Origin of the sequence: Pseudomonas sp. Root71 (assembly GCF_001429045.1) — a bacterium.
GTDB classification, from domain to species: Bacteria; Pseudomonadota; Gammaproteobacteria; order Pseudomonadales; family Pseudomonadaceae; genus Aquipseudomonas; species Aquipseudomonas monachiensis.
Genome location: NZ_LMHY01000026.1, coordinates 390,924 through 417,539, shown reverse-complemented (window position 1 = coordinate 417,539; position 26,616 = coordinate 390,924). Strand labels below are relative to the sequence as shown.

24 protein-coding genes, 1 tRNA gene and 1 riboswitch are annotated in these 26,616 nt (G+C 60.0%); of the genes, 18 read left to right on the top strand and 7 right to left on the bottom strand.

Features of this window, described 5'->3' with window-relative positions; all coding sequences use genetic code 11:
• Position 1: 1 nt before the first annotated feature.
• Entirely contained in the window at positions 2–1,516 is a 1,515-nt protein-coding gene (locus ASD95_RS20400; protein ID WP_056720684.1) for a tripartite tricarboxylate transporter permease, read from the top strand.
• Entirely contained in the window at positions 1,509–2,549 is a 1,041-nt protein-coding gene (locus ASD95_RS20395) for an AbrB family transcriptional regulator (RefSeq protein ID WP_056720686.1), read from the top strand. The genes ASD95_RS20400 and ASD95_RS20395 overlap by 8 nt, the downstream gene beginning before the upstream one ends.
• Before the next feature lie 157 nt (positions 2,550–2,706).
• Here ASD95_RS20395 and ung read toward each other — a convergent pair whose 3' ends face one another.
• Positions 2,707–3,399, bottom strand: coding sequence for a uracil-DNA glycosylase (gene ung / locus ASD95_RS20390; protein WP_056720687.1), 693 nt, complete (start codon positions 3,397–3,399; stop codon positions 2,707–2,709).
• A gap of 132 nt (positions 3,400–3,531) precedes the next feature.
• On the opposite strand from ung, the gene ASD95_RS20385 reads away from it, so the two are divergent.
• Positions 3,532–4,644 carry an enoyl-CoA hydratase/isomerase family protein gene (locus tag ASD95_RS20385; RefSeq protein ID WP_056720689.1) on the top strand — a complete coding sequence of 371 codons (1,113 nt, stop codon included), beginning with the start codon at positions 3,532–3,534 and terminating at the stop codon, positions 4,642–4,644.
• 66 nt (positions 4,645–4,710) lie between these two features.
• Here the strand turns inward: ASD95_RS20385 and ASD95_RS28835 are convergent, their stop codons facing one another.
• Both ASD95_RS28835 and ASD95_RS20380 read right to left on the bottom strand, forming a co-directional pair.
• Entirely contained in the window at positions 4,711–5,166 is a 456-nt protein-coding gene (locus tag ASD95_RS28835; RefSeq protein WP_082562875.1) for a hypothetical protein, read from the bottom strand.
• A gap of 167 nt (positions 5,167–5,333) precedes the next feature.
• Positions 5,334–5,582 carry a hypothetical protein gene (locus ASD95_RS20380; RefSeq protein ID WP_082562876.1) on the bottom strand — a complete coding sequence of 83 codons (249 nt, stop codon included), beginning with the start codon at positions 5,580–5,582 and terminating at the stop codon, positions 5,334–5,336.
• A gap of 282 nt (positions 5,583–5,864) precedes the next feature.
• Positions 5,865–5,965, top strand: a riboswitch (guanidine-I (ykkC/yxkD leader).
• Positions 5,966–6,025: 60 nt separating this feature from the next.
• Here ASD95_RS20380 and ASD95_RS20375 point away from each other — a divergent pair.
• The 14 genes from ASD95_RS20375 to ASD95_RS20310 all read left to right on the top strand — a co-directional run bounded on the left by ASD95_RS20375 (position 6,026) and on the right by ASD95_RS20310 (position 22,604).
• The gene (locus ASD95_RS20375) at positions 6,026–7,093 is read left to right on the top strand and encodes a putative urea ABC transporter substrate-binding protein (RefSeq protein ID WP_056720693.1); all 1,068 of its coding nucleotides are present in this window, start codon (positions 6,026–6,028) and stop codon (positions 7,091–7,093) included.
• Positions 7,094–7,108: 15 nt separating this feature from the next.
• Positions 7,109–7,924, top strand: a complete 816-nt coding sequence (locus tag ASD95_RS20370) for an ABC transporter permease (RefSeq protein WP_056720695.1) — start codon at positions 7,109–7,111, stop codon at positions 7,922–7,924.
• Entirely contained in the window at positions 7,921–8,709 is a 789-nt protein-coding gene (locus ASD95_RS20365) for an ABC transporter ATP-binding protein (protein ID WP_056720696.1), read from the top strand. Before ASD95_RS20370 ends, ASD95_RS20365 begins: the two co-directional genes overlap by 4 nt.
• A gap of 13 nt (positions 8,710–8,722) precedes the next feature.
• Positions 8,723–9,448 carry an urea amidolyase associated protein UAAP1 gene (locus ASD95_RS20360; protein ID WP_056720698.1) on the top strand — a complete coding sequence of 242 codons (726 nt, stop codon included), beginning with the start codon at positions 8,723–8,725 and terminating at the stop codon, positions 9,446–9,448.
• Positions 9,449–9,459: 11 nt separating this feature from the next.
• Positions 9,460–10,101, top strand: a complete 642-nt coding sequence (locus ASD95_RS20355; RefSeq protein ID WP_056720700.1) for an urea amidolyase associated protein UAAP2 — start codon at positions 9,460–9,462, stop codon at positions 10,099–10,101.
• Positions 10,102–10,404: 303 nt separating this feature from the next.
• Positions 10,405–14,064, top strand: a complete 3,660-nt coding sequence (uca, locus tag ASD95_RS20350) for an urea carboxylase (protein WP_056720702.1) — start codon at positions 10,405–10,407, stop codon at positions 14,062–14,064.
• A 25-nt stretch (positions 14,065–14,089) separates the two neighbouring features.
• Positions 14,090–15,868, top strand: coding sequence for an allophanate hydrolase (atzF, locus tag ASD95_RS20345; protein WP_056720704.1), 1,779 nt, complete (start codon positions 14,090–14,092; stop codon positions 15,866–15,868).
• Between the two features lie 220 nt (positions 15,869–16,088).
• Positions 16,089–17,582, top strand: coding sequence for a sensor domain-containing diguanylate cyclase (locus ASD95_RS20340; RefSeq protein WP_056720706.1), 1,494 nt, complete (start codon positions 16,089–16,091; stop codon positions 17,580–17,582).
• The gene (locus ASD95_RS20335; protein WP_056720708.1) at positions 17,569–17,787 is read left to right on the top strand and encodes a cysteine-rich CWC family protein; all 219 of its coding nucleotides are present in this window, start codon (positions 17,569–17,571) and stop codon (positions 17,785–17,787) included. The genes ASD95_RS20340 and ASD95_RS20335 overlap by 14 nt, the downstream gene beginning before the upstream one ends.
• Positions 17,788–17,821: 34 nt before the next feature.
• Positions 17,822–18,514 carry a pseudouridine synthase gene (locus tag ASD95_RS20330; RefSeq protein WP_056720710.1) on the top strand — a complete coding sequence of 231 codons (693 nt, stop codon included), beginning with the start codon at positions 17,822–17,824 and terminating at the stop codon, positions 18,512–18,514.
• Between the two features lie 312 nt (positions 18,515–18,826).
• Entirely contained in the window at positions 18,827–19,711 is an 885-nt protein-coding gene (locus tag ASD95_RS20325; RefSeq protein WP_056720712.1) for an alpha/beta fold hydrolase, read from the top strand.
• A 179-nt stretch (positions 19,712–19,890) separates the two neighbouring features.
• Positions 19,891–19,964: transfer RNA gene (locus tag ASD95_RS20320), tRNA-Gly, on the top strand.
• A 362-nt stretch (positions 19,965–20,326) separates the two neighbouring features.
• Positions 20,327–21,871, top strand: coding sequence for a Fic family protein (locus ASD95_RS20315; RefSeq protein WP_056720715.1), 1,545 nt, complete (start codon positions 20,327–20,329; stop codon positions 21,869–21,871).
• Between the two features lie 463 nt (positions 21,872–22,334).
• Complete coding sequence (locus ASD95_RS20310; RefSeq protein ID WP_007997797.1) at positions 22,335–22,604, top strand: hypothetical protein; 270 nt, start codon at positions 22,335–22,337, stop codon at positions 22,602–22,604.
• Positions 22,605–23,098: 494 nt separating this feature from the next.
• Here the strand turns inward: ASD95_RS20310 and tam are convergent, their stop codons facing one another.
• On the bottom strand, positions 23,099–23,869 hold the full coding sequence (gene tam, locus ASD95_RS20305) for a trans-aconitate 2-methyltransferase (protein WP_056720718.1): 771 nt from the start codon (positions 23,867–23,869) through the stop codon (positions 23,099–23,101).
• A 170-nt stretch (positions 23,870–24,039) separates the two neighbouring features.
• Positions 24,040–25,125: a type I restriction endonuclease gene (locus tag ASD95_RS20300; RefSeq protein WP_056720720.1), complete on the bottom strand. Its 1,086-nt coding sequence runs from the start codon at positions 25,123–25,125 to the stop codon at positions 24,040–24,042.
• Positions 25,126–25,338: 213 nt separating this feature from the next.
• Between ASD95_RS20300 and ASD95_RS20295 the strand changes: the two genes are divergently transcribed.
• Positions 25,339–25,749 carry a low affinity iron permease family protein gene (locus ASD95_RS20295; protein ID WP_056720722.1) on the top strand — a complete coding sequence of 137 codons (411 nt, stop codon included), beginning with the start codon at positions 25,339–25,341 and terminating at the stop codon, positions 25,747–25,749.
• 55 nt (positions 25,750–25,804) lie between these two features.
• On the opposite strand, the gene ASD95_RS20290 is transcribed toward ASD95_RS20295, so the two are convergent.
• Positions 25,805–26,308: a DUF4142 domain-containing protein gene (locus ASD95_RS20290; RefSeq protein ID WP_056720724.1), complete on the bottom strand. Its 504-nt coding sequence runs from the start codon at positions 26,306–26,308 to the stop codon at positions 25,805–25,807.
• A gap of 72 nt (positions 26,309–26,380) precedes the next feature.
• The gene (locus ASD95_RS28830) at positions 26,381–26,539 is read right to left on the bottom strand and encodes a KGG domain-containing protein (RefSeq protein ID WP_082562877.1); all 159 of its coding nucleotides are present in this window, start codon (positions 26,537–26,539) and stop codon (positions 26,381–26,383) included.
• Between the last annotated feature and the right edge of the window lie 77 nt (positions 26,540–26,616).

The window sequence follows — 26,616 nt, the reverse complement described above, 5'->3', positions numbered from 1 at the left end:
TATGGATACTCTTGGCTATTTGGGTCAGGGTTTCGGCGTCGCGCTGAGCCCGTACAACCTGGTGACCGCGCTGTGCGGCACACTGATCGGCACCGTGGTCGGCCTGTTGCCGGGCCTGGGGCCGATCAACGGCGTGGCACTGTTGATCCCGATCGCATTCGCCCTCGGCCTGCCACCGGAGTCGGCACTGATCCTGCTGGCGGCGGTATATCTGGGATGCGAATACGGCGGCCGGATCAGCTCGATCCTGCTGAACATCCCGGGCGAAGCGTCCACCGTGATGACCACCCTCGACGGTTACCCGATGGCCCGTAAAGGCCTGGCCGGTGTAGCGCTGTCGTTGTCGGCATGGAGCTCGTTCATCGGTGCCTTTATCGCGACCTGCGGCATGGTGCTGTTCGCCCCGCTGCTGGCGAAATGGGCGATTGCCTTCGGCCCCGCGGAATACTTCGTACTGATGGTGTTCGCGATTGTCTGCCTCGGCGGCATGGCCGGCGACCGTCCGCTGAAGACGTTCATCGCGGCACTGATCGGCCTGTTCCTGTCGACCGTCGGCATCGACGCCAACAGCGGTGTGTACCGTTTCACCGGGGACAACATCCACCTGACCGACGGCATCCAGTTCGTCGTGCTGGTGCTGGGCCTGTTCTCCATCAGCGAAATTCTTCTGCTGCTGGAAAAAACCCACCACGGCCAGGAAGCGGTGAAAGCCACCGGGCGCATGATGTTCAACTTCAAGGAAGCGGCGTCGGTGTTCGTGGTGAACATCCGTTGCGGCGTACTGGGTTTCATCATGGGCGTGTTGCCGGGTGCCGGTGCGACCCTGGCCAGTGCCGTCGCCTACATGACCGAGAAACGCATGGCGGGTGCCAAGGGTACTTTCGGGCAAGGTGACATGCGCGGCCTCGCGGCGCCGGAAACCGCCATCGGTGGCGCGGCCTGCGGTGCGCTGGTGCCGATGCTGACCCTCGGCGTTCCAGGTTCCGGCACCACGGCGGTGATGATCGGCGCCCTGTCGCTGTACAACATCACTCCGGGCCCGCTGCTGTTCCAACAGCAGCCGGACATCGTCTGGGGCCTGATCGCTTCGTTGTTCATCGCCAACGTGATGCTGGTGATCCTCAACATCCCGATGATCCGCATCTTCACCCGCATCCTCGCCGTGCCGAACTGGGCACTGGTGCCGGTGATCGCGATCATTACCGGGATTGGCGTCTACGCGGTACACGCGACAACGTTCGATCTGTTCCTGATGATCGGCATCGGCATCTTCGGTTATATCCTGCGCAAGCTGGACTTCCCGCTGTCACCGGTATTGCTGGGCTTCATCCTCGGCGGCCTGATGGAACAGAACCTGCGCCGCGCCCTGTCGATTTCCAACGGTGCGCTGGAAATCCTCTGGTCGAGCCCGATCACCTTCGGTTGCTGGGTGCTGACGGCGATCATGCTGCTGATGCCGCTCATCCGCATCTGGCGCAAACGTTCGGCCGCGCAACGCGTTATTGCCGATGTCTGATCGGTCCCCCCTCAAACTCTGGTGGGGAACCCCGCTGGTCGGCCTGCTGGGCGGTTTCCTCGCCAGCCAGGTCGGCTGGCCTTTGCCGTGGATGGTCGGCTCGTTGCTGGCGATCATCCTCGTGCGCTGCCTGACACCCTGGCAATTGGCCGAAATCCCTGGCGGCCGCAAGTGCGGCCAGTGGATCGTCGGCATCGGTATCGGCCTGCATTTCACTCCAGTGGTGATGGAGCAGGTACTCAGTCATTTCGGCCTGATCTTCTTCGGTGCGTTGGTCACCAGCCTGTCGGCGGTCGTCGGCGTGTGGCTGATGCGCCGCACCGGTGAAGATCGCGCCACGGCGTTCTTTTCCAGCATGCCCGGCGGTTCCGGGGAGATGGTCAACCTCGGCGCCCGCAATGGCGCGGTGCTCAGCCGCGTGGCGGCGGGGCAGAGTTTGCGGGTGTTGGTGGTGGTGCTGTGCGTGCCGGCAGCTTTCAAGTACTTACTGGGCGATGGTGCCCCGGTTTTACATGCCACCGTTGTGGACTGGCGCTGGCTGGCCTTGCTGTTCCCGGCAGGCGCATTGGCCGCCTGGATCTGGGAGCGCTTGCGCCAACCCAACCCCTGGCTGTTCGGGCCCTTGCTGGTCAGCGCGGCAGTCAGCATCGGCTGGGATCTGCACATCGGTTTGCCCAATGGTGGCAGCCAGATTGGCCAATGGCTGATCGGTAGCGGTCTGGGCTGTCACTTCAACCGGCAGTTTTTCCGGCGTGCGCCATCGTTCATGGGGCGCACTTTGGTCGGCACGGTGTTGACCATGTTGATCGCCACGGCAGCGGCGTTGGGCTTGAGTGCGCTGACCCATCTGGATCTGCGTTCGCTGACCTTGGGCATGATGCCCGGCGGTATTGCCGAGATGAGCCTGACGGCGGAAACCCTGCAACTGTCGGTACCGCTGGTGACGGCGATGCAGGTGATGCGGCTGTTGTTTGTGTTGTTTCTGGCGGAGCCGTTGTTCAAGTATTGGAACCGGAATCCGGATTCAGCCTGATAGACCTGTGGCGAGGGAGCTTGCTCCCGCTCGGCTGCGCAGCAGTCGTAAAGCCTGTATGCACGGTGTGTCAGAAGAAATCAGGTTGCAGAAATTGGGGCTGCTTCGCAGCCCAGCGGGAGCAAGCTCCCTCGCCACAAAAATCAGCACACTCCCATCAAACCGGCGGCAACCGCCACTCGATCGGCGACTCGCCATTCTGCTCCAGAAACTTGTTGGTCCGGCTGAAGTGCCCGCAACCGAGGAAGCCGCGATAAGCCGACAGCGGTGACGGGTGCACCGAGATCAGCACCAGATGCTTGGTGGCATCGATCAGTTTCTGTTTGCTCTGGGCATGGGCGCCCCACAGCATGAACACCAGGTGCGGTTGCTGTTGGCTGACCACTTCAATGACTCGATCAGTGAAAAACTGCCAGCCCTTGTCCTTGTGCGCATTGGCGTTGGCGCGCTCGACGGTCATGGTGGTGTTGAGCATCAGCACGCCCTGATCGGCCCAGCTCTGCAGGTAACCATGGTTGGGGATGTCGATGTTCAGGTCGCGCTTGAGTTCTTTGTAAATGTTCACCAGCGACGGCGGTGCCGGTACGCCCGGCTGCACCGAGAAGCACAGGCCATGGGCCTGGCCCGGGCCGTGATAAGGGTCCTGACCGAGGATCACCACTTTGACCTTGTCCAGTGGCGTTGAATTCAGCGCATTGAAAATCATTGGTCCCGGTGGATAGATCTCCTTGCCGGCCGCCCGCTCCTGTTGCAGGAAGTTTCGCAACTCTGCCATGTAGGGCTGGTCGAATTCGGCACGCAGTGCCTCCTTCCAGCCCGGTTCGAGTTTGATACGGTCATCAGCAGTCATGGTTACATCCGGCAAAAACAATGGGGCGAACCCTAGGAAAGCGCATCACGCTTGTCAATTGATCTGATGCAGATCCGGCACTTTCCCACACAGCGATCATACTTAACCCTCAAATTCCCGATCGAGGTCACGATGAATCTGCACTTCGAAGAACTCACCGGCACCGACGGCGCACGCATCGGCATCGCCAGCCTGGATGCCGAAAAATCCCTGAACGCCCTGTCCCTGCCAATGATCAACGCCCTGCGCGACCGCCTGGAAGCCTGGGCCAAGGACCCGCAGATTGTCTGCGTGCTGTTGCGCGGCAATGGCGCCAAGGCCTTTTGCGCCGGCGGCGAAGTGCGCAGCCTGGTGGAAGCCTGTCGCGTCCATCCGGGCGAAGTACCGCCACTGGCTGCGCAGTTCTTTGCGGCGGAATATCGCCTGGACTTCAAACTTCATACCTACCCGAAACCACTGATCTGCTGGGGCCATGGCTATGTGCTCGGCGGCGGCATGGGACTGTTGCAAGGGGCAGGCACCCGCATCGTTACACCGAGCAGCCGCCTGGCCATGCCGGAGATCAGCATCGGCCTGTACCCGGATGTTGGCGCCAGCTGGTTTCTGTCGCGCCTGCCCGGCAAGCTCGGGTTGTTCCTGGGCCTGACCGGAGCGCACATGAACGGCCGCGATGCCATCGACCTGGACCTGGCCGATCGTTTCTTGCTCGATGAGCAGCAGCCGCAATTGATCGAAGGCCTGTTGCAATTGAACTGGCAGGAACAGACACCCATGCAGCTCAACAGCCTGCTCAAGGCCTTGCAGCAGGAAGCCGTGGCACAGATGCCCGAAGCCCAGTGGCTACCGCGCCGACAGCAGATCGACGAACTGCTGGATGTCAGCGACGTGCGTTGCGCCTGGAAGGCCATCAGCGCCTTGCGTGACCATACCGACCTGTTGCTGAGCCGCGCAGCCAAGACCCTGAGCGAAGGCGCGCCGCTGACCGCTCATCTGGTGTGGGAGCAGATCATCCGTGCCCGCCACCTGTCGCTGGCCGAAGTCTTCCAGATGGAATACACCCTGAGCCTCAACTGCTGCCGGCATCCGGAGTTCAGCGAAGGTGTACGAGCCCGGTTGATCGACAAGGACCAGAAGCCGCACTGGCACTGGCCGGACATCAACAACGTGCCGGACGCGGTAGTAGAAGCGCACTTTCACAAGGCGTGGGAAGGTCGACATCCGCTGGCGGATTTGTCGGAATACTGAAGACAGGGCATAAAAATGTGGGAGCGAGCCTGCTCGCTCCCACAGGTTTTGTATTCAGTTTAATGATTAGCGGTGGTTACCCCGCCCATTGCGATAGCCGCGACCGTCGTGACCGCGATAGTCGTTGTTCCCGCTCCCGCGGCTACGGCCGTCCCAGCCATGGTTCTGATGCATGCGGTAGTCACCCCGAGACGGCTGATTGTAACGAGGGGCCGACTGGTAATGGCGCGAGGGTTGATACATCCGCGGCTGCGAGTAATAGCGCGACGGTTGATAGATCCGCGGCTGTGAGTAATAGCGCGGTGTCGGCTGGTAGTAGCGCGCTGGAGGCGCGTAGTACCGGGGCGGCGGTGTGTAATAACCGCCACCATTGGAGTAGTAGGAACTCCCCCCGGCGTAATAGGTTGGCGATGGAGAGGTATAGACCTCGGAACTGTAGTAACTGCCTCCTTCATCGTAATAAGGCACGCACCCACCAAGGGACAATCCAAACACAGCTAGCAGAAGAATTCGACAGAGCATGGCGGCCTCCTGGACCGCGGGTAAGCCACACCAGCGACGCTGGCAGGCGACAGTCAAATGTTCGCTGACTGTCGAAACATCAGACACCGAATTCGGAATCTGGTGCGTCCGCGAAACAAGTAGAAACATCTGGCCGATGAAAGGTTTTTCATCCATTCGCGCCCTGATCAACGATGGCCACCGCGATGTCCACCGCCATGATGCCCACCGCCGTGGCCACGGTAGTAACCATGCCCACCGTAGTAATAGGTGCGATAGCCACCGTAATAACGTGGACCGTAGTAACCGTAGTAATAGGGCGAGTAGTAGCCGGGGTAGTAATAAGGTCCCCCGTAGGGGTCGGCAGGACCGGCGTAGTAGTAGCAGCCAGACAATCCAAGACCAAGCACTGCACCTAACAATAATCGTCGCAACATGGCGGCCTCCGTAAAGACCTGTAACAGCAGTCGAAACACATCGACTGACACCTGTTTTGACTGGCAATCCCCTGCCAAGTGCGACGTTGCACCCTCCTTCTGATCAGCGGCGGACAGGTTCCAATGCGGTGCACCAACGCACCATCACAAGGCAGTGCGCCTTTCCAACCAACACCGTCGACCTTCCTGCCCCCCACGCTAGAGCGCTCGGGCCAACTTGGCACGCCTCTCGCTTTAGTAAAGCCGTGCAGGAGTCACTACAGGTTCGCGGCACCACAATTTGCAATGGCTGACTAGGGTTCCGGCTCGCAATCGCGAGTGACTGGTCCGAGAGTTGGCGACCTCCAGTTGAGGTTACACGGCGGGACAAAAGCCCGGGAGACAAGCCACCGTTAGCGGTGCCGCTGCCTTCCTGTCCGTCCTTGATCAACTGGAGAACCACCATGTCCCAGCTTCGTTTACCCGCCCTGCTCGCCGCTGCGTTCGCCGCCCTCGTGAGCTTCTCGTCCCAGGCTGCACAGAAAGACCACTTCAGCGTGTGCTGGACGATCTACGCCGGCTGGATGCCTTGGGAATACGCCGGCAGCCAGGGCATCGTCGACAAATGGGCAAAGAAGTACGGCATCAAGATCGATGTGGTGCAGCTCAACGACTACGTCGAATCCATCAACCAGTACACCGCCGGGCAGTTCGACGGTTGCACCATGACCAACATGGACGCGCTGACCATTCCGGCCGCCGGCGGCGTCGACAGCACCGCGCTGATCGTCAGCGATTTCTCCAACGGCAACGACGGCATCGTGCTCAAGGGCGAAGGCAGGAAAGTCGCCGACCTCAAGGGTATGGACGTCAACCTGGTGGAGCTCTCTGTCTCCCACTACCTGCTGGCCCGGGCCCTGGATTCGGTGGACCTCACCGAAAAAGACCTGAAAGTGGTCAATACCTCCGACGCCGATATCTCGGCCGCCTTCAACACCGATCAGGTCAACGCCGTCACCACCTGGAACCCGATGCTCTCGGACATCAAGGCCAAGCCTGCGGTGACCGAAGTGTTCAACTCCAGCCAGATCCCCGGCGAGATCATGGACATGATGGTGGTCAACTCCCAGACCCTCAAAGACAACCCGGCCCTCGGCAAGGCACTGACCGGCGCCTGGTTCGAAGTGGTCGAGTTGATGAACGCGAAAAACGCCGCCAGCAAAGCGGCCCTGGAGCACATGGCCAAAGCCTCGGGCACTGACCTGGCGGGTTTCCAGGCGCAACTGGACACCACCAGATTGTTCGCCACCCCGAAAGAAGCCTTGGCGTTCAGTACCAGCAAGCAACTGCCGGAAACCATGCGCAAGGTCGCCGAATTTTCCTTCCAGCATGGCTTGCTGGGTGAAGGCGCCAAGGACACCAGCGCGGTCGGCATGGCCTTCGCCAACGGCGTGACCAGCGGCGACAAGGGCAACCTCAAGCTGCGCTTCGACCCGAGTTACGTACAGATGGCCGCCGACGCCAAGCTGTAATCAGGAGAACTGGTTATGCGCCTGATCAACCGTCACCCGGACCGCCCGAGTCGCCTGCTGCTGGTGATCCTGCCGTTCGCCCTGGTGCTGTTCGCCTACTTCACGGGCTCGGCCGAGCGACTGGCGGAAAACCCCAACGACAAGCTGCTGCCCAGCGCCGTGCAGATGACCGATGCGGTGAAACGCCTGGCCTTCGTGGCCGACAGCCGCACCGGCGAATACCTGCTCTGGCAGGACACGGCGTCCAGCTTGCAGCGTCTGGCCATCGGCCTGGGCATCAGCGCCCTGGCCGGGCTGTGCCTGGGCATCGCCGCCGGCACCCTGCCGTTGTTCGGTGCGCCGTTGTCTCCCTTGCTGACCGTGCTGTCGATGGTGCCACCGCTGGCAATCCTGCCGATCCTGTTCATCGTCTTCGGCCTGGGTGAGTTGTCGAAAGTGATGCTGATCGTGATCGGCATTACTCCGGCGCTGGCCCGTGACCTGGAACAGCGCGCCCGGGAAATTCCCGTGGAGTTGCTGATCAAGGCCCAGACCCTCGGCGCCTCTACCTGGACCCTGATGCTGCGAGTGGTGTTGCCGCAACTGCTGCCACGCCTGTTGATCTCGCTGCGACTGATGCTCGGCTCGGCGTGGCTGTTCCTGATTGCCGCCGAAGCCATTGCCTCCACTGACGGCCTCGGCTACCGGATTTTCCTGGTGCGCCGCTACCTGGCGATGGACGTGATTTTGCCCTACGTGGTGTGGATCACCCTGCTCGCCTGGTTGATGGATTGGGGGCTCAAGCAGCTGACCCGTCGCGCGTTCCCTTGGTATGAAGGAGCGGCAAAATGAGCTTCATCACGGTGAAAAACGTCTGGCAGCAATACGCCGATCAAGTGGTGCTCGAAGGCCTCAACCTGAACGTCAACGAAGGTGAGTTCTGCACCCTCGTGGGTGCCTCCGGTTGCGGCAAATCGACCTTCCTGCGCCTGTTGCTCGGCCAGGAACGCGCCAGTCGCGGCGAGATCCTGCTCGACGGCCAGCCCTTGGCCGCAGAGCCGGACGCCAGCCGTGGCGTGGTATTCCAGCGCTACTCGGTGTTTCCCCATCTGAGCGTGCTGGACAACGTCGCCCTCGGCCTCGAACTGCCGCGCTCGCCGTTGCTTGGTCGCCTGTTCGGCAGCGCGAAAAAACAGGCCCGTGAACAGGCTTCGGTGCTGCTGCACAAAGTCGGCCTGGGCCACTCGCTGGACAAGTACCCGGCGCAGCTCTCCGGCGGCATGCAACAACGACTGGCCATTGCCCAGGCGCTGATCATGAAGCCGCGGGTGTTGCTGCTCGACGAACCGTTCGGCGCCCTCGACCCGGGCATCCGCAAAGACATGCACGCCTTGCTCCTGGAGCTGTGGCGCGAGACCCGACTGACGGTGTTCATGGTCACCCATGACCTGTCCGAAGGCTTCAGCCTCGGCACCCGCCTGCTGGTGTTCGACAAGGTCCGCCTCGACCCCCATGCACCCGGCCGCTATGGCGCGCGCATCACCTATGACATCCCTTTGAACAGCGACCGCCGCGCCACCCGTGCCGCCGTCGACGCCCTGCCGGCGCCTTTGGCGGGCACGCTTCGTATCGCTTAGAGGAATTCTGAAAATGACAGATTCGACCCGACTGTTCCCCCCCTTCGCCGAGGAAATGCTCCCCGGCGGCGGCCATCGCTCCTTTGTGCTCAAACGCGGCCAATTGCTGCGCCTGACCGACCTGCGTGGCGGCGCCAACGTCAGCCTGACGTTGCTCAACGCCAATGAAAAAACCGAACGGCTGAACCTGCCCGACAGCCTCAAATGCCAACACACCGCCAAGCTCACCGCCGGCCACTGCCTGTACTCGGACATGGGCCGCGTGCTGGCCGCCATCACCGCCGACACCTGCGGCTGGAGCGACAGCCTCGGCGGCCTGCTCTGCGCAGAAGAAGTGGCGCAAAAGTACGGCGCGGGCCGCTATCAGGAACTGCGCAACGGCTTCTTCCGCAACGGTACCGACAACCTGTTGGTGGAACTGGGCAAGTGGGGGCTGGGCCTGTCCGACCTGCTGATGACCCTCAACCTGTTCAGCCGCGTGAACGTCGATGACGCCGGGCGCTTCCATTTCGTCGAGGGCAATTCCAAGGCTGGCGACTACATCGAGCTGTACGCGCCGATGGACACCCTGGTGGTGCTAACAGCCCTGCAGCACCCGATGGACCCGGCGCCGGAATATGCACCGAAACCGCTGAAGCTCAGCTGGATGAACGCCGACGCCAGCGTCGCCGAACACTGCCGCACCTCGCGCCCCGAAAACGAGCGCGGCTTCATCAACACCGACCGTTTGTTTGCCTGAGGATCGCTGCCATGTCACTCGCTATCGCTACCGCTCCACAGTCACCTGAAACCGCCGTCTACCGCGCCACCATCCCCGCCGGCGAGCCCTGGCTGATGGAGGTCAAGGCCGGCCAGACCCTGCGCATCCTCGACCTTGAGGGCAACCAGGCTGTCGACACCTTGTTCTACAGCGTCGCCAATCCCAGGGAGCGCTACGACGTGCAGCGCACCCTGCGTCGGCAGAACAGCGTGTACCTGAGCACTGGCAGCGTGCTCTATTCCAACCTCGGCAAGCCGATGCTGACCATCGTCGCCGACACCTGCGGGCGTCACGACACCCTGGGCGGCGCCTGCGCGCAAGAGAGCAACACCGTGCGCTACGCCCTGGAAAAACGCTACATGCACAGCTGCCGCGACAACTACCTGCGCGCCTGTGCTCATGATGGCCGCCTGGGCAAGGGCGACATCGGGCCGAACATCAACTTCTTCATGAACGTACCGGTCACCGCAGACGGCGGCCTGACCTTCGAGGACGGCATCTCGGCACCGGGCAAGTACGTCGACCTGCGGGCAGAAATGGACGTGATCGTGCTGATCTCCAACTGCCCGCAACTGAACAACCCCTGCAACGCCTACAACCCCACCCCTGCGGAGCTGCTGGTATGGAACTGAAACTCCCGAGACTGCGCCGTTGGTTGTTTGCCCTGTGCCAGGCCCGTTCCGGTCAGTGCCTAAAACCGCAAGAACACTGATAACCCTGTGGGAGCGAGCTTGCTCGCGATAGCGGTGTGTCAGTCACCATCAATGTTGAAAGTGCTGACGTCATCGCGAGCAAGCTCGCTCCCACAGGGGTTCGGCGGTGTTGCGAAGTGAACTGTTTTTTCACCGGGGACGGCCCTGGTGCATCAAGAAAAACTGCGGGACGGCCCGCATCCCAGTCGAGGCTGATGCGCTATCGCCTCCGGGGGTTATGCCATGTTCGAAAAAGTCCTGATTGCCAACCGTGGCGCCATTGCCTGCCGCATCCTGCGAACCTTGCGCGAGCTGCAAGTGCAGGGCGTTGCCGTGTACTCCGAAGCCGATGCCGCCAGCCTGCACATCCTGCAAGCCGATGAAGCCCACAGCCTCGGTGAAGGCTCGGCCGCCGGCACTTATCTGGCGCTCGACAAGATCCTCGCCATCGCCAAGTCCACCGGCGCTACCGCGATCCATCCCGGCTACGGCTTTCTTTCGGAAAACGCCGCGTTCGCCGAAGCCTGCAAGGCCGTCAACATCGCCTTCATCGGCCCGACACCCGAACAACTGCGGGTGTTCGGCCTCAAGCACACCGCACGTGCCCTGGCCAGACAACACGGCGTGCCGATGCTCGAAGGCACCGAACTGCTCGATAGCATCGATACCGCGCTGCTGGCCGGTGAGCAGGTCGGCTACCCGGTGATGCTCAAGAGTACCGCTGGCGGTGGCGGCATCGGCATGCGCGTATGCCGCAGTGCGGCGGAGTTGAGCGAATCCTTCGAAGCGGTCAAACGCCTGGGTCAGAACAATTTCAGCGACGCCGGGGTGTTCATCGAGAAGTACATCCAGCGCGCCCGGCACCTGGAAGTGCAGGTATTCGGCGACGGTCAAGGTGAAGTGATCGCCCTCGGCGTGCGTGATTGCTCGGTGCAACGACGCAACCAGAAAGTCCTCGAAGAAACCCCCGCACCAAACCTGCCCGACGGCATGGCCGATGAGTTGTGCGCGGCTGCGATCAAACTGGCCAAGGCGGTGAATTACCGCAGCGCCGGCACCGTGGAGTTTGTGTTCGACAGCGAGGCCCAGCGCTTTTACTTCCTGGAAGTGAACACCCGTTTGCAGGTGGAACACGGTGTCACCGAACAGGTGTGGGGGGTCGACCTGGTGCGCTGGATGGTGCAACTGGCGGCCGGTGATCTGCCGCCCCTGAGCGAACTGATGCAAGGTTTGAAGCCGGTGGGCCATGCGATCCAGGCGCGGTTGTATGCCGAAGATCCGGGCCGCGATTTTCAACCGAGCCCCGGCTTGCTCACCGCCGTGGATTTCCCCGCGGCCAATGGCATTGAACTGCGCGTCGACACCTGGGTCGAGGCTGGCTGCGAGATCCCGCCCTACTTCGACCCGATGATCGCCAAGGTCATCAGTTGGGCGCCGACTCGCGAAGAGGCCCGCGCCGATTTGCATCAAGCCCTCGGCGACAGTCAGCTGTATGGCGTGGAAACCAACCGCGATTACCTGCGGCAGATTCTGCTCGATGCGCCTTTCGCCAGCGGCCAGCCGTGGACCCGTTGCCTGGAAGGGCTGATCTATCAGGCCAACACGTTCGAGGTACTCAGCGCCGGCACCCAGACCAGCGTTCAGGACTATCCCGGCCGTCTCGGTTACTGGGCGGTCGGCGTGCCGCCATCGGGGCCGATGGACAGTCGGGCGCTGCGTCTGGGTAACGGTTTGCTGGGCAATGACGAAGGCGCGGCGGCGCTGGAAATCACCATGAGCGGGCCGTTGCTGCGCTTCAATTGCGAGGCGGTGGTGGCGGTGACCGGGGCGGTGATTCCGTTGGCTTTGAACGGCGAAAGCGTACCGATGAACTCGGCACTGCTGATTCCAGCGGGCGCGACGTTGAGCCTTGGCACCATCGCAGGCGCAGGTGCGCGCAGCTATCTGTGCCTGCGTGGCGGCCTGCAGGTACCGGACTATCTGGGCAGCAAAAGCACCTTCACCCTCGGCCAGTTTGGCGGCCACGGTGGTCGCGCGTTGCGAGCCGGTGATGTGTTGCACCTGCCGGCCCTCAATGACCGCAGTGCCGGCCGGCAACTGGCTGAAGAACAGGTCACCGAGTTGCCGGCAGTTCGGCAGATTCGCGTGATCTACGGCCCCCACGGCGCGCCGGAATACTTCACTGAAAACTACATCGGCACCTTCTTCGCCACGCAGTGGGAAGTGCATTTCAACTCCAGCCGCACCGGCGTTCGCCTGATCGGACCGAAGCCTGAGTGGGTGCGTACCGACGGTGGTGAGGCCGGTTTGCATCCGTCGAACATCCACGACAACCCGTATGCGATCGGTGCGGTGGATTTTACCGGGGACATGCCAGTGATCCTCGGCCCGGATGGCCCGAGCCTTGGCGGGTTCGTGTGCCCAGTGACGGTGATCGAGGCGGATCTCTGGCAGTTGGGGCAGCTCAAGGCTGGGGACAAGGTGCAGTTTTCCCCCGTCGACATCAAGACCGCCCGCCCCCTGGCCTTGAAATGGGATCAATGTGGGAGCGGGCTTGCTCGCGAAGAGGGCGTGTCAGTCAACATTGATGTGTCTGAAGCACCGCTTTCGCGAGCAAGTCGGATCGCCGCACCGCCGCTCCCACAGGGTTTGGTGTCGCCTGTTGTATTGGATATTGGGCAGGACGACACGCGGTTGGTGGCGCGCCTTTCCGGCGACACCCACCTGCTGCTGGAAATCGGCGCCCCGGAACTGGACCTGGTCCTGCGCTTCCGCGCCCACGCCCTGATGCAGGCGCTGGAAAGCAAAGACCTGCACGGCGTGATCGACCTCACCCCCGGCATCCGCTCGCTGCAAATCCACTATCAGCCCGAGCAACTGCCGCTGTCCGACCTGCTCGGCATCGTCGCCGGGGAATGGGACGCCGTGTGCGCCGCCAAAGACCTGCAAGTGCCCTCGCGCATCGTGCATCTGCCTCTTTCCTGGGACGACCCGGCGTGCCAGTTGGCCATCGAGAAATACATGACCACCGTGCGCAAGGACGCGCCGTGGTGTCCGAGCAACCTGGAGTTCATCCGCCGCATCAACGACCTGCCGAACCTCGATGAAGTGCAGCGCACGGTGTTCGACGCCAGTTACCTGGTGATGGGCCTGGGCGACGTCTACCTCGGCGCACCGGTCGCCACCCCGCTCGACCCGCGCCACCGCCTGGTGACCACCAAGTACAACCCGGCGCGCACCTGGACCGCGGAAAACTCAGTAGGCATCGGTGGCGCCTACATGTGCGTCTACGGCATGGAAGGCCCCGGCGGCTATCAGTTTGTCGGGCGCACGTTGCAGATGTGGAACCGCTACCGCGAAGTCGCCGCGTTCGAAGGCAAACCCTGGTTGCTGCGGTTTTTCGACCAGATCCGTTTCTACCCGGTCAGCGCCGATGAATTGCTGCGCATCCGCCGGGATTTCCCCCTCGGGCGCTTCGACCTGAACATCGAACACAGTCAGTTGAACCTGGCGCAATACCAGGCGTTCCTGGCCCGGGAAGCCGAGACCATCGACGCGTTTCGCGATCAGCAAAAAGGCGCATTCAATGCCGAGCGCGAACGCTGGATCGCCAGTGGCCAGGCGCATTTCGACAGTGAAGAACTGGCCCCGGAGGCCGCCGAAGATGCACCGCTGGAAAACGGCCAGCAGAGCGTCGACAGCCACATCGCCGGCAACCTCTGGCAGGTCCAGGTAGAGACCGGTAGCCGCGTCGCGGCCGGTGATGTGCTGGTGATCCTGGAGTCGATGAAGATGGAAATCCCCCTGCTCGCGCCAATGGCCGGCGTGGTGCGCGAGATTCGCGTGCAACCGGGTTCGGCGGTACGCGCCGGGCAGCGCGTCGTGGTGCTGGAACTCGACTGACCCTATTTTGAAAAGGACTGACTCCATGAACATCAATCTGCAACTCGACGCCCTGCGCAGCGCTTATCGCGAAGGCCGCACCACGCCACGGCAATTACTGCTGCAACTGCGGGACAAAGCCGCCGCGCTGAACCCGGACTATCACCTGTTCATCCACTTGCTCAGTGTCGATGAACTGGAGCCTTATCTCGCCACCCTCGACGGTCGCGACCTCGACAGCCTGCCGCTGTATGGCGTGCCGTTCGCGATCAAGGACAACATCGACCTGGCGGGCATTCCGACCACGGCGGCGTGCCCGGCATTCGCCTATGTGCCGGAGCGTTCGGCGACCATCGTCGAACAACTGCTGGCCCTCGGTGCGATTCCGCTGGGCAAGACCAACCTCGACCAGTTCGCCACGGGGCTCAACGGCAGCCGCTCACCGTACGGCGCATGCCCCAACAGCGTATTGCCGGAGTATCCGTCGGGCGGCTCCAGCGCCGGATCGTCACTGGCGGTGGCGCTCGGGGTCGCGAGCTTTGCGCTGGGCACCGACACCGCCGGCTCCGGGCGTGTGCCGGCGGCGTTGAACAACCTGGTCGGCCTGAAGGCCACCAAGGGCCTGATCTCGACAGCCGGCGTGGTTCCGGCCTGTCGCACGCTCGATTGCGTCACCACCTTCACCGCCACGGCGCGGGAAGCCAGTCAGTTACTGGCGCTCACCGCACGCCTCGACCCACGGGACGAATACAGCCGCAGCAACCCGCTGTGGAACGACGGCTCGGCATTCGGTACCCCACGCCCCTTCCGTTTCGGCGTACCCCGTGCACAGGACCTGCAATTCTTCGGTTGCCCTGAAGGCCCGCTGTTGTTCGGTGATGCCATCGACCGCCTCAAGGCCCTCGGCGGCGAAGCGGTGGAACTGGACCTGTCGCCATTTCTGGAGGCCGCGCGCTTGCTCTATGAAGGCCCGTGGGTGGCCGAGCGCTACAGCGTGGCCGGGGAGTTGATGGCGCAAAACCCGGAGGCCGTGTTGCCGGTGATTCGCGCCGTGTTGGCCAAGGCACCCGCCGTCGATGGTGTGCAAACTTTCCGCGCCCAATACCGGCTGCAAGCGCTCAAAGCCCTGTGCGACACAGCGCTGGAAGGCCTGGATTGCGTCGTCACGCCGACCATCGGCCGCCCGGTGACGCTGGCGGAGCTCGAGGCCGAACCGGTGCTGCGCAATTCGGAACTGGGCTACTACACCAATTTCATGAACCTGCTCGACTACGCCGCCGTCGCCGTGCCCAGCGCGTTCATGGACAACGGCATGCCGTGGGGCGTGACGCTGTTTGGCCGCGCCTTTACCGATCAGTACCTGTTGAGCGTGGCGGATGCCTTGCAGCGTCAGCAAGGCCTGGCCGCGCCTGCACCGGCGACGGTTGCCCGCCACGATCGGGCGCGCCTGGTGGTCTGCGGTGCGCACCTGGACGGGTTGGCGTTGAACTGGCAGCTCAAGCAGCGCGGTGCCCGCCTGGTGGAAACGACATTCAGCTCACCGGATTATCAACTCCATGCCCTGGCCGGTGGCCCGCCGTTTCGTCCGGGCATGGTCCGCGTGAAGGATGGCGGCGTGGCGATTGCGGTGGAAGTCTGGGAGTTGCCGAGCAGCGAGTTGGGTTCGTTCCTGACCGGAATTCCGGCGCCACTGGGGTTGGGCAAGGTGCAACTGGCGGACGGTCGCTGGGAGAGCGGGTTTATCTGCGAGGCCTATGGGCTGGAGGGCGCGGTGAACATCAGCCATTTGGGCGGGTGGCGGATGTATCTGAAATCACTGGCTTAAACACACTCAACCCTGTGGGAGCGAGCTTGCTCGCGATAGCGTCAGCACATTCACGATTGATGTGACTGACACACCGCCATCGCGAGCAAGCTCGCTCCCACAAGGAGCACCTGCAACCTCCGTGGAACATTGGAACGACCATTCGCGGCGCACATGAAGCAGTTATTTCCCCGCAGTGCCATTAGAATGCAACCATCGGATGACTGCCAATGGAACTACCATGTCGCTTCGCTCGCCGCTGTACTCTCAACGTTCGTTGGTGCTCACGCTGGTCGCGTTGCTGGGCGCTGGTTTCCTCGCCACCTCCTTTCTCAGTTACTACGCCTCCCGGGCCTCGATCCGCGACAACATCGTCAACACCGAACTGCCGCTGACGTCGGACACGGTCTACTCGGAAATCCAGAAAGACCTCGTCAGGCCGATCCTGATTTCCTCGATGATGGCCCGCGACACCTTCATGCGCGACTGGGTGGTCAACGGCGAAAAGGACTCCGACCAGATGACCCGTTACCTCAACGAGGTCATGACCCACTACGGCGCCTACACCGCATTCTTCGTCTCCAACACCAGCCTGACCTACTACCACGCCAAGGGTGTGCTCAAGCAGGTCAAGGCCACCGAGCCCCGCGACGCCTGGTACTTCCGTGTGCGGGACATGAAGGATCCGTACGAGATCAACGTCGACCCGGACCTCGCCAACAAGGACAACCTGACCTTCTTCATCAACTACAAGGTCTACGACTACAACAGCCGATTCATCGGCGCGGCCGGGGTGGGCCTGACCGTTGACGCCGTGATCAAGCTGATCGACAAGTACCAGCAGCGTTATCAACGCAGTGTGTATTTCGTCGACAACTTCGGGCGCCTGGTGCTCACCGGTGCCGAAGGGGGTCCGCAGGGTGCGCATATCGGGCAGAAGCTCGACGAACTCGACAGCATGAAAGACCTGGTCAGCCGGCTGCCCAAACCCCACAGCGGCAGCTATGAATACTCCGTGCAGGGCCAGGGACACTTCCTCAATGTGCGGTTTATCCCGGAGCTGAACTGGTACCTGTTCGTCGACAAACGCGAAGACAGCGCCCTCGGTGACATCCGCCAGTCGCTGTACCTCAACCTGCTGATTTGCCTGCTGGTGACCTTGATCGTGCTGGCCCTGCTCAACCAGGTGATCAAACGCTATCAGGACAAGATCCAGGCCCAGGCCATCCTCGACAGCCTGACCGAACTGCCCAACCGTCGCGGCTTCGACCTGCTGGCCGCGCAGGCCATGCAAGAAGCCCGGCGCGAGCCCAGGCCGCTGACCGCTTTGCTGCTGGACCTCGACCGGTTCAAGGTGTTGAACGACACCTATGGCCACCTGGCCGGCGATCAGGTATTGATTGGCTTTGCCCGGGATCTGAAGAGCTGCCTGCGGCACTCCGACATCGTCTGCCGCTGGGGCGGTGAAGAGTTCATCGTGCTGCTCAAGGACACCGACGGCAGGACTGGCCTGATGATTGCCGAGAAAATTCGTCAGCACGTGGAACAACAGCGCTATGCCTACAACGGCCAGGCCTTGCATGTGACCGTCAGCATCGGTATCACCACCCTGCAGCCCGATGACACCTTGCACAGCCTGCTGTCACGGGCGGATCATGCGATGTATCGGGCCAAGCAAAGTGGCCGTAACCGAACCTGTGTGGAAATGTCTCACTCCAGCTATGAACCAGCCTGACCTCTGCCCCGCCTGCGGCGCCCCCAACGACTGCACCCTGGCCGATCCGCGAACCGCTGACCGCGCCTGCTGGTGCTACGGCGTCAGCATCGACCCGGCCGTGCTCCAGGCGCTGCCGGCGCAACTGCGCGACGCCTCGTGCCTGTGCCCGCGTTGCGCCGAGGTCGAGGCGCAGTTGCAAGCAGCGCCCGAATCGATCAAGTAAGATGCGCGCCCCTTTATTCACCGATCCTTAAGTCATGCGTGTCGACCGCTTCCTCAGCAACCTGCCGTGCTTCAACCGTAAGCAAGTACGCCTGTTGCTGGTGGAAAAACGCGTCCGGGTTGACGGAAACGTCGTCAGCGACCCGCACAGCGAAGTCCGCGAATTCAGCCGCGTCGAAGTCGACAACGAGGTGCTGCAAGTCGGCAAACCCCTGCGCCACTTCATGCTGCACAAGCCCGCCGGCTGCGTCAGCGCCACCCGGGATCCGCAACACCCGACTGTGCTCGATTTGATCCATGAACCGGACAAGGACGAACTGCACATCGCCGGACGCCTGGATTTCAATACCACCGGCCTGATGCTGATCACCAACGACGGCAGCTGGTCGCGGCGCCTGACCCAACCGCAGACCAAGCTACCGAAGGTCTATTACGTCGAAACCGAGCAGGACATCGGCCCCGAATACGCGATCACGTTCAGCCAGGGGCTGTACTTCGCCTTCGAAGACCTCACCACGCAACCGGCCGGGCTAGAGCTGCTCGGGCCAAAATGCGCGCGCCTGAGCATCGTCGAAGGCCGTTATCACCAGGTCAAGCGCATGTTCGGCCACTTCAACAACAAGGTGATGCGCCTGCACCGCGAACGCATGGGGCCGCTGCTGCTCGACGACGCGTTGAAACCGGGCGAATACCGCCCACTGAGCGATGAAGAGATCGGATCGATCTAAGCCAGCGACCGCTCAGCAGAAGTTGTCGAACAATTTACCAAAGGCACTTGCGCATTGATGTGACCCCTGCTTGAATCAGGACGTCGGCCGAAATGTGACCGACGAGTCACCCCATACTTCTAAGAAACTTTTTGCCGGTAGGAACCCAAGGGTTCCGGCCTCATCCGGCAGACTGCCCGCCAATAACAATACCCGTCGACCGGACTGCAATGGATCGACATGGGCCTCTCAAATTCCAGGCGTATGCCTACCTGTCACAAAGCTCGTGCAATCTCATTTGCGCGCATACCCGCTTGCCAGGAGTCTTATGACATGAGGCCAGAAATCGCTGTGCTGGATATACAGGGTCAGTACCGGGTTTACACGGAGTTCTATCGCGCAGACGCCGCAGAGAAGACCATTATCTTGGTCAACGGCTCGATGGCCACGACTGCGTCGTTTGCACAAACCGTGAAAAACCTCCATCCGCAGTTCAACGTCGTCTGCTACGACCAGCCCTACGCGGGCCGGTCAAAAGCCCACAACCTGCATGAAAAAATGCTCACCAAGGAAATCGAAGGGCAGATCCTTATTGAGCTGATCGACCACTTCGCCGCCGAACACGTGCTGTCGTTTTCCTGGGGCGGTGCCGCGACCATGGTCGCGCTTTCCCAACAGCCGCGACGCATTGAAAAAGCGGTGATCAGCTCGTTCTCCCCGGAAATCAACTCGCATATGCTCGATTACCTCGAGCGCGGCGTGGATTACCTCGGCAACCGGGACGGGGACCGGGTCGGCAACCTGGTGAACAGCACCATCGGCAAACACCTGCCAACGTTGTTCAAACGCTTCAATTATCGGCACGTCAGTTCCCTGGCCGAGCATGAATACGGGCAGATGCACTTCCACATCAACGACCTGCTGCAAAGTGATCGCCAGTGCTTTTTCAAAGCTGCGGAGAAAATCAACGTACCGGTGTTATTCATGAACGGCGAATGGGACGAATACACCGCCGCCGATGGCGCCCGATTGTTCGCCAATCACGTGCAACACGCCACCTTCACTACCTTGCAGGCCACCGGGCACTTTCTCGACATGGAACACAAAGCCGCTTGCCGGGACAGCCGCAATGCACTGATGGGCTTCCTGAAGCCGGCACCGCATGAAAGCCGACCGCGTTACCACTACGTCCAGGACCACCATGCATTGTCCATCTGAAACAGCGTCATCGCGAGCAAGCCCCGCCCTGCTGCGTTAAACGTATTCTGCAGGCGCGAGGTTTGCCCGCGATCGACCGTCATGGGGTCCGGGCTTTTTGTCATATCGTGTTAAACCCGCTCCACGTAAAGAAAAACTTCAAATTCGCGGCCGTATCTGGTACAAAGTCACCGCTCTGAGCGGGTGTCGTATAATGGCATTACTCCAGCTTCCCAAGCTGATAACGAGGGTTCGATTCCCTTCACCCGCTCCAATCGAATTTTGATCTCACGTCAGGGTGGTTTTGACGGGGATGCAGAGACAGAAAAAACCGGCCTTGATGGCCGGTTTTTTTATGTCCGCAATTTGAGGGACTCGCAGGTATAGGGGGTTCCCTTCATCCGAACCTTCCGCAACTTTTCCGTTTAGAAGGCTTACCTGGTGCCCATCCATACGCAAAGTGCTCCTGCGCAGAAGCGACTACTATAAAAGTCCCGTTAGCGTTTTTTTCGCAAGATGGGGATTTGTTAGCGAATTTCGGTGACCGTTAGCCTTTTCACCTCCGCAAAATTAACGTTTTCGCGTAGGATCAGGCATTTGTTAGCGTTTTTATCGCCCCAGTAAAGGATTTCATCAATGCAGGTCGGTTTGAAGGCACTCGCAAACCAGTACGACATCGCTCTGGCACAGCCACTGCGCGTCGAATCGACGATTGGCACGACACGTGTCAGTCGCGAAAGTAGCGGGCATACGCAGAATCAGTATCCCCCAAGCTACCGGCCTGCCGACGATTTTTCAGGGCATTTCGAATTCGGCCTCAAGTACGAAGAGATTCATCTCGAATTCTTTGCCCGCCTGTTTGCGAAGACCGGTCCCGCCCCTATCGTAGCCTGGTGCCAACGGGAGCCTTTCGGCCAATACGCTCGCCGCACGGGGTTTCTCTACGAATGGCTGACAGGGCTAAGCCTGGATGTGCCGGATGTAACCAACGGTGGCTATGTCGATGCACTTTCTGCGCAGGACTACCTCACCCGTAGCGAACCACCACGAGTTCGACGTTGGCGAGTCAAAAACAACCTGCCCGGTACGCCCGGTTTTTGCCCTTTGGTTCGTCGTACGGCGGCAGTCAAAGAGGCTCTGCAATTCGATCTCGGCGCGGCGTTGAAGGAGTTGGATCGAACCTTTGGTGCCGATATCTTGATGCGTACGGCCAGTTGGTTGACGTTCAAGGAGTCGCGAGCCAGCTTTCTCATCGAAAAAGAGGCCGACCAGGCTGATCGTATCCAGCGTTTTGCGCATGTCATTGCCCAGCACTGCGGCCATATCGAAGCCCCATTAAGCAATGACAGCCTACGTTCCCTGCAAGCCGGCATTCTGGGTCGAGATGCCATTGGGCTCGGCTTGCGGCGCTCCCCGGTATTTGTAGGTCAGGCCACAATGCGCGAGGACATCGTGCATTACATTGCCCCGCACTTTGAAGATCTTGCCCAGTTATTGGACGGCCTCAACGAGTTCGAGATAGCTACACGTGGAGCGGAGTCAGTAGCACGTGCCGCAGTGCTTGCATTCAGCTTCGTGTACATCCATCCCATGCGTGACGGTAACGGCCGGATTCATCGCTTCCTGATCAACGACACCTTGATACGAGACGAGGCAGTGCCCGATGGAGTGATCCTGCCCGTGTCAGCCACGATCACCAGCTCGATCGACTTCAGGGCCGGCTACGATCGTACGCTTGAAGTATTCTCACGACCGTTCATGCGCCGTTACGCGGCAGCCTATCGATTTGGCGAACTGGAGACCTACGAGGACGGAACGCTTAGCAATTTCAACTTCGATGAATACGTAGACGCAAGCTTTGCCTGGCGGTACCCAGACCTGACCGAGCACGTTCTCTACACCGCACGCGTTGTCGAACATACGATTCGTACGGAGATGGCAGATGAGGCCAGAGTACTGGTGATCTTTCAGCGAGCGCAGGAACAACTCAAAGAAGTGCTCGAGATGCCGGATCAGGATGCCAATCGCATCATCCGCTCGATCAAGGAAAACGGTTGGAAGGTCTCCGGCAAGCTGAAAAAAGGGTACCCAATACTTGAAGATGAGCGCATGGCGCAACGTGTTGTGGATGCAGTGCGTTCGGCGTTTGAGGATCAATTGATGGGGGCCGGTGAAGAGTGATCTCCGGTAGAACTGGATAGCTTACATCTGCAACTCAGGAGAAAGCCGGTCCGGGTGACCGGTTTTTTTTGTGCGCGAGATTTGGTGATGCGCCTGTCAACGCTAGTGTTAAGCGCCCACTTTTAAAGGCCCAACGGAGATCAACGCCAGAAAAAGCAACGTCCTACACGACACTGGGAATTGTCCGTACACTTGCGCATTGCTGTGCCTTTGCCATGAGACCTATAGTCCGATCGCGCCCAAATGGCGTATCGGGTTTGGCGACTCGATGGCAAAGCATAGAAACCTCCGAGCTATCTCGGAGCGTTTCTGAACGCACTTGGCTACCTGTTTATGGTGGCTGTGCGTGGGAGACCTATGGGTCTGCCGGTTTGCCTTGTCCCGGTTCGCCAACCTGCGTACAGCTGCCACCCATTGTTTGGCGACACTGAGTGGTAGTTCACCTCAATTCAAGGAATCACTCATGAAAGAGTTCATGGCTTTAACCAGCAATGCCGACGACCTTCCCTCCCTGTATGTCAATACCACCCAACCCCTGCACTCCCTGCTCAGCACCGCCAGCTACAGAATTCGCGCCGTGACGCAGCTTCTTGAAAACCTCGCGATGCGCGGCGACCTGACCTCTGACTCGGTTGTACTCAGTGACTTTGCGTTGCTGTGCTGTGTGCCCTTGCGTGACGGTTGCGATGTACTGGATGTGATCGCTCGCCGAATGGACGCAGAACCGTCCTGACGTCACATCGGCCAAACGCGGCCAGTTAAGAGATAGCGTGGGCGATAGTGGCGAGGGAGCTTGCTCCCGCTGGGTTGCGAAGCGACCCCGGAAAGGGACTGCTGCGCAGTCCAACGGGACGGTGCGGCGATCCGACAAGCTCCCTCGCCACAGGTTGCCATTATTCGCCGCCACCCAGACGCTCATATCGTTTGCGTATAGATCATCGCTCGCGAGTAAAGAGGCCGTAGTGCAGCGTTGAGCCTGGCAGTTGATCCCTTATGCTCCCGGCTCACCCTTCACCCTTCACCCTTCACCCTTCACCCCGAGATCAACATGCACAATTCAGAGTTGGGAATCATGATCATTTCATTGATCGGGTTGTTCGGCTTTGCCTCGTTTGCGTTTGAATATTTGAGCGCCCGACGCTCAAAAAAGAACAAGTCGTAGTGATTTTCTCGAGCGCTCAAAAAATGGGACAGATGACTCTCAAGGTCATCTGTCCCCTTTGCGCATCAGCGAGTTGCGACGATAAACAGTCGCGGAAACGGCAACAGCACCGAACCATCGGCCAGGGCCGGATACGCCCGCTCGATAGCAACCTGATATTGCTTCAGATACTGCGCCCGTTCCGCCTCGTCCAGCGGATCGAGAAACGGCCGCAAGCCACTGCCCTTGAACCACTCCACCACGCCAGACGCGCCGCCTGCGAGCGGATGATGGTAAGTGGTGCGCCAGACATCGACGCGGGTGCAACAGGCTTTCAATATCGAATAATAGCCACTGGCATCGGCCATTTCAGTCCTCTGCCCCGCGGCGCCTGCCAGTTTGCCGACCCATGGGCCATCAGCGGCGACTTCGCGCATCAAGCGGTGCGAGTGTTCATTCAGGTTGTCAGGCATCTGGACGGCCAGGCTGCCACCCGGCGCCAGTTTGCTCACCAGCGACGGTAGCAAAGTCGCGTGATCCGGCACCCACTGCAACACCGCGTTGGCGAAAATCACATCGAAGGGACCACTGTCATTCCAGGTGTCGATGTCGGCGATGTCGAACTGCACTTGCGGCAAGCGCTTGCGAGCGGCTTCGATCATGTCGCTGGAACTGTCCAGCCCACGCACCTTGGCATCGGCAAAGCGCTCCACCAGCAACTCGGTGGAGTTGCCGGGCCCGCAACCGATATCGATGGCCGAGCGCACGTCTCCGGCGGGGACGGCCGCCAGCAGGTCACGGGCGGGACGGGTGCGTTCATCTTCAAAAGCGACGTACTGTTTGGCGGACCAACTCATTGCGTTCTCCTGTCGGTATGTCGTTCTGGCCGAGACCAGCAACCGGATCGCTACGATACCTCGACTGGAGGGTGTTGCCCTATCCTGACCTTTGGTGGAGAACGTCGATGAGCCCTTCAACAAAAAAACCGGCACTATTGGCCGGTTCTTTTAATTACTGGATAACAACGTTAATCGTAATACCCGACAGTCTTCTTCAAATGATCCGAGTACTCGTAAATGTCATCAACGGAGTTGATTGCATGCCGGGTTTCATTCTTCTCTTCGTCAAATATACCGATATATTTCTGTGATCGATTGAAGTGCAGTCGGCAGATCGGCTTACGGTTGTTGTCGTCGAGCAGGATACCAAAGTAACTCTGTGTGTCGCGCTGAACAATCCGCTTGGCATCAACAACCGACCGAACCACAGCCCGGACGATGTGATAGCCCTCCAGCTCTTCCAATGTCGTCAGAACCTTGTCCTCCGACTCATCTCGAACATTGGGTTGTTCAGTGTCACCAGTAGCGACTGGTAAAGAGGCCAGCGCAGGCTGGATGGTGCCACTCATTGCCGACTTGAGCCTGTCATTGATTTGGTCATTGAGAAACTGCACCACAGCTTTTCTCGTCAGTTCATGGAACTGTTCGCGGACCTTCTGAGTAATCACCCCGTCGTAAACCCGAGAAGCAAACACTTTCACAAAGTCGTCGTCAGGCTTGCTGACCTGAGTAGCAATCACCTTCTTGATTTGGCTGACGTACTTCAGCTCACCTGCGGCGCTGATAATCGACTCCACATCGAATGCAGATTTGGTGAGTTTCACCAGTTCTGGGACGGAATACTCGTCGATATCCAGCAGGTCGAGTTCAAGGAATGGCTTCTCGTCCATTTTGTTTGGAGCGTCCAGGTCAGTGAAAAACTTATAAACCTGGCCATTGGTGAGAATGGAGATTCGAGCGCTGGTGACATGGAAATAGCGAAACAGTTGGGAGGCATGATTGATGTGCAGCGGCTCACCAATTTTTTTACACTCGATGAGGATCTGAACCTCGCCAGCCTTCATGATTGCATAGTCAATTTTCTCCCCTTTCTTCGTTCCAATATCGCAAACGAATTCAGGTGTCACTTCCGTCGGATCGAAAACATCGTAGCCCAGTACCGTACTGATAAAGGGCATGACAAAAGCATTCTTGGTCGCTTCTTCCGTTTGAATGGCAGCGCTCTGCAAACGAACTTTGGCAGCGAGACTTGTTAACTTTTCGAAGAATTCCATGAGTAGCCTCTTTTCCGGTTTCGATCCGTGTGAACACATGCTGGCAATTTGACTGCCATTGATACTAGACACAAACCGACACAAAGGAAGATTCCCACCCAAAATTAAGATCTTGCCCACCTCCACGCTTCATTGGGTTGCAACACCAGCCGAATTTTCATCCCGCCGCCACTGTCTGAAAAATCAGGCGCCCCCCTCAAAAGGAACTCGGTCATGAAATTCGCAAAAATCGCGCAGAAACTCGCCCTCTGGGCCGGTAGCCCCAAGACGTTCATGAGCGCGTTGCTCCTGATTTTCCTGTGGGGGCTGAGCGGGCCAATTTTTCATTTCAACGATACGTGGCAGCTGATCATCAATACCTCGACCACCATCATCACGTTCCTGATGGTGTTCCTGATCCAGAACACGCAGAACCGCGACACCGACATCCTGCACTTGAAAGTCGATGAGTTGTTGCGGGTGAACAAGGAGGCGCAAAAGGCCATGCTCGGGCTTGAGGCGTTGGACCTCAAGCAACTGGAGGCGCTGCGCAGGCACTACCGCGCCATGGGCGAGAACCAGGTGTTCGACCTCGATGGCCTAAACCCAACGCATAATCCCAAGCCACATCTGGATCAGTGCTGAACAGAAAAACGGCGCGTGACTCAAGCCCCGCGCCGTTCATGTTCAAATCTTGCGCTCAACTTTTGGCTTGCAGCGCCTTGGCCATTTGCAGATGATTTTGCAATTTAGGCAGGGTTTCTTCGGCGAATGCCTTGATTTGCGGCACGTCGGTGGTCTGCGCCTCCTGCTGCAACTGATCGATGGCTTCCTGGGTGGTCTTCACCTGACTGGCGGTATAGGCCTCGTCGTAGGTCGCCCCGTCCATGACCTGTGGCATCAGGGCTTTGGCCTTTTCGACAATCTCTTCCCGGGGGGCGACCGGTATATCCAGTTGTTTGGCGATTTTCGCCAGGTGCTGGTTCGCGGTGGTACGGTCGTTGATGACGATAATGGTGTAGTCCTTGACCTCTTTGGACTCGGCCTTCTGGTGCGCCAGGCGACTTGCTTCAATATCGGCGATACCTTTTGCCGAGGCCTCGTCGATGAATTCGGCAGTCGACTGGGCAAAGACGCCGCTGGCAAACAGGCCCAGTAACGTGGCAAGACTGGTACTACATAATCGGGTGGCCATCCGGTTCATGGTCGCGCCCTCCTCTTCAAATTCAAGCGGGAGCTTTCGCCCCCGCCTCTCAATCAAAACCACCTGAACCCCTTAGCGGGATTTCTGACCGCCCTTGCGACCCATGTCGGGTTTCGTCGGATCTTTATCGACGGTCGTGGTAGTGGTTTTCCCTCCCTTGCGACCGGCTTCAGAGGCCTTCGTTCGATCGTTGGCGAAGTTCCCCGAGTTCGAGTTTCTTGAATTAGGCATGATTCTCTTCCTCTTGGTAGTAGTCGCGGCGAGCTTGCGCCCGCATAGAATCTGAATTTGCGCGCTCCAAAAGGTTT

What these genes read in the sequence shown, in the direction of transcription:
- ASD95_RS28835 (WP_082562875.1), bottom strand. Translation starts at nt 5,166, where the DNA reads ATGCTCTGTCGAATTCTTCTGCTAGCTGTGTTTGGATTGTCCCTTGGT.
- ASD95_RS20310 (WP_007997797.1), top strand. Translation starts at nt 22,335, where the DNA reads ATGAAAGAGTTCATGGCTTTAACCAGCAATGCCGACGACCTTCCCTCC.
- ASD95_RS20380 (WP_082562876.1), bottom strand. Translation starts at nt 5,582, where the DNA reads ATGTTGCGACGATTATTGTTAGGTGCAGTGCTTGGTCTTGGATTGTCT.
- ASD95_RS20290 (WP_056720724.1), bottom strand. Translation starts at nt 26,308, where the DNA reads ATGAACCGGATGGCCACCCGATTATGTAGTACCAGTCTTGCCACGTTA.
- ASD95_RS20300 (WP_056720720.1), bottom strand. Translation starts at nt 25,125, where the DNA reads ATGGAATTCTTCGAAAAGTTAACAAGTCTCGCTGCCAAAGTTCGTTTG.
- ASD95_RS20370 (WP_056720695.1), top strand. Translation starts at nt 7,109, where the DNA reads ATGCGCCTGATCAACCGTCACCCGGACCGCCCGAGTCGCCTGCTGCTG.
- ASD95_RS20295 (WP_056720722.1), top strand. Translation starts at nt 25,339, where the DNA reads ATGAAATTCGCAAAAATCGCGCAGAAACTCGCCCTCTGGGCCGGTAGC.
- ASD95_RS20385 (WP_056720689.1), top strand. Translation starts at nt 3,532, where the DNA reads ATGAATCTGCACTTCGAAGAACTCACCGGCACCGACGGCGCACGCATC.
- ASD95_RS20325 (WP_056720712.1), top strand. Translation starts at nt 18,827, where the DNA reads ATGAGGCCAGAAATCGCTGTGCTGGATATACAGGGTCAGTACCGGGTT.
- ASD95_RS20365 (WP_056720696.1), top strand. Translation starts at nt 7,921, where the DNA reads ATGAGCTTCATCACGGTGAAAAACGTCTGGCAGCAATACGCCGATCAA.
- ASD95_RS20400 (WP_056720684.1), top strand. Translation starts at nt 2, where the DNA reads ATGGATACTCTTGGCTATTTGGGTCAGGGTTTCGGCGTCGCGCTGAGC.
- ASD95_RS20360 (WP_056720698.1), top strand. Translation starts at nt 8,723, where the DNA reads ATGACAGATTCGACCCGACTGTTCCCCCCCTTCGCCGAGGAAATGCTC.
- ASD95_RS20340 (WP_056720706.1), top strand. Translation starts at nt 16,089, where the DNA reads ATGTCGCTTCGCTCGCCGCTGTACTCTCAACGTTCGTTGGTGCTCACG.
- ASD95_RS20315 (WP_056720715.1), top strand. Translation starts at nt 20,327, where the DNA reads ATGCAGGTCGGTTTGAAGGCACTCGCAAACCAGTACGACATCGCTCTG.
- tam (WP_056720718.1), bottom strand. Translation starts at nt 23,869, where the DNA reads ATGAGTTGGTCCGCCAAACAGTACGTCGCTTTTGAAGATGAACGCACC.
- ASD95_RS20335 (WP_056720708.1), top strand. Translation starts at nt 17,569, where the DNA reads ATGAACCAGCCTGACCTCTGCCCCGCCTGCGGCGCCCCCAACGACTGC.
- ung (WP_056720687.1), bottom strand. Translation starts at nt 3,399, where the DNA reads ATGACTGCTGATGACCGTATCAAACTCGAACCGGGCTGGAAGGAGGCA.
- ASD95_RS20395 (WP_056720686.1), top strand. Translation starts at nt 1,509, where the DNA reads ATGTCTGATCGGTCCCCCCTCAAACTCTGGTGGGGAACCCCGCTGGTC.
- ASD95_RS28830 (WP_082562877.1), bottom strand. Translation starts at nt 26,539, where the DNA reads ATGCCTAATTCAAGAAACTCGAACTCGGGGAACTTCGCCAACGATCGA.
- ASD95_RS20355 (WP_056720700.1), top strand. Translation starts at nt 9,460, where the DNA reads ATGTCACTCGCTATCGCTACCGCTCCACAGTCACCTGAAACCGCCGTC.
- atzF (WP_056720704.1), top strand. Translation starts at nt 14,090, where the DNA reads ATGAACATCAATCTGCAACTCGACGCCCTGCGCAGCGCTTATCGCGAA.
- uca (WP_056720702.1), top strand. Translation starts at nt 10,405, where the DNA reads ATGTTCGAAAAAGTCCTGATTGCCAACCGTGGCGCCATTGCCTGCCGC.
- ASD95_RS20375 (WP_056720693.1), top strand. Translation starts at nt 6,026, where the DNA reads ATGTCCCAGCTTCGTTTACCCGCCCTGCTCGCCGCTGCGTTCGCCGCC.
- ASD95_RS20330 (WP_056720710.1), top strand. Translation starts at nt 17,822, where the DNA reads ATGCGTGTCGACCGCTTCCTCAGCAACCTGCCGTGCTTCAACCGTAAG.